Origin of the sequence: Sphingobacterium humi (assembly GCF_009768885.1) — a bacterium.
GTDB lineage: Bacteria > Bacteroidota > Bacteroidia > Sphingobacteriales > Sphingobacteriaceae > Sphingobacterium > Sphingobacterium humi.
In genome coordinates, this window is sequence record NZ_WSQA01000032.1 from 1 (window position 1) to 1,124 (window position 1,124).

Here is a 1,124-nt window from a genome sequence, read left to right on the forward strand (position 1 = left end):
CCGATAACCTGCACGATACGGGAAAGCCGTTCGTGGTATTCCTGCCGGATGTAGATGCTCTTATCGCCACGGCGTGTCATGGTGTGGCTGTTGAGAAAACGCTCGCCATAGCCCGTATCGGAAGCCCTCTTTTGTCGGGTGCGCTCTTTGTCTACGGGCTTTTCCGTTGGCGTTTCCTTTGTCGGCTCTGCGCTCGGCTCTTGCGGTGCTACCGCCTGTTGGGGCTTCTTTGTTTCGCCTGCCATAATGGACATGAGATATGCCTCGTCAATCGGGGCATTCGGCTTTTTCTTGTTTTCATTCTCCATAGCGGTTACAGTTTGACGGTTCTTAGAAATTCACTGATGAACAAGTCCAAGCCGGAGGCTTTCATCAATCTTTTATCGGGAGGTAACAGCGTGGAGCGGAAGACGGTCTTTGCTGTTGCCTCGCTCTCCTTGCGGAAGCGTTTGCTATCGGCAATGCGTGTTTCCATTGCTTGCAGTCCGACCTCGTTAATGACGTTGCCGTAAATTTCGTACAGTTGCGATTTTTCCCTGCCATCGACCATGTTCCAAAACAGCCGTATGGTTTCGATGGAGGTCTGACCTTGTTTCATAAGGACATTGGTCAGCACATCGGTAAAGCTCAATGTGCTTTCCATGACCACACGGTCTGCCGTAATGGGCGAAAAGATGTGGTGCATTCCTGCCAGTGTGTTCAGCAAACCCGAAGTGTTCACCGTTCCGGTCAAATCAAAGAAAACCACATCCACGGGAACGGTCGAGGACTGTACGAATGCTTCCGCATCCGTTAAGGCATTGTCAGCCTTGCTTTGCAGTACCGGATAGGCTTTCTTGTTGATGGTGGAAAATTGGCGGTGCGCCAGTTTTTTCAGCACCTCGTTTTGCATGACCGCTTTCAAATCCCGTTCCCTCATTTGGCAGATGCTGTGCTGTGGATAATCGCAGTCAAAGACGGCTACATTATAACCCATTTGGTAATGAAGTATGCTTGCCATAACCGTTGTAAACGTGCTCTTCCCAACGCCCCCTTTTTGGCTTGAAAAAGCAATGAATTTTGTCCTGTTTGTTGCTTCCATTTCTATTCTATTTTTAAGTTTCTATTTCCGTGGACTGCCTGCC

The 1,124-nt window shown here is 49.4% G+C and carries 2 protein-coding genes; both read right to left on the minus strand.

The features are described from left to right. Positions 1-254 (minus strand): DUF3408 domain-containing protein (locus GQF63_RS19550; protein ID WP_246163630.1); only part of this gene is annotated, 254 nt, incomplete at its 3' end. Between the two features lie 59 nt (positions 255-313). Next, positions 314-1,081: a ParA family protein gene (locus GQF63_RS19555; protein WP_013666836.1), complete on the minus strand. Its 768-nt coding sequence runs from the start codon at positions 1,079-1,081 to the stop codon at positions 314-316. Positions 1,082-1,124 lie beyond the last annotated feature (43 nt).

What these genes read in the sequence shown, in the direction of transcription:
- GQF63_RS19555 (WP_013666836.1), bottom strand. Translation starts at nt 1,081, where the DNA reads ATGGAAGCAACAAACAGGACAAAATTCATTGCTTTTTCAAGCCAAAAA.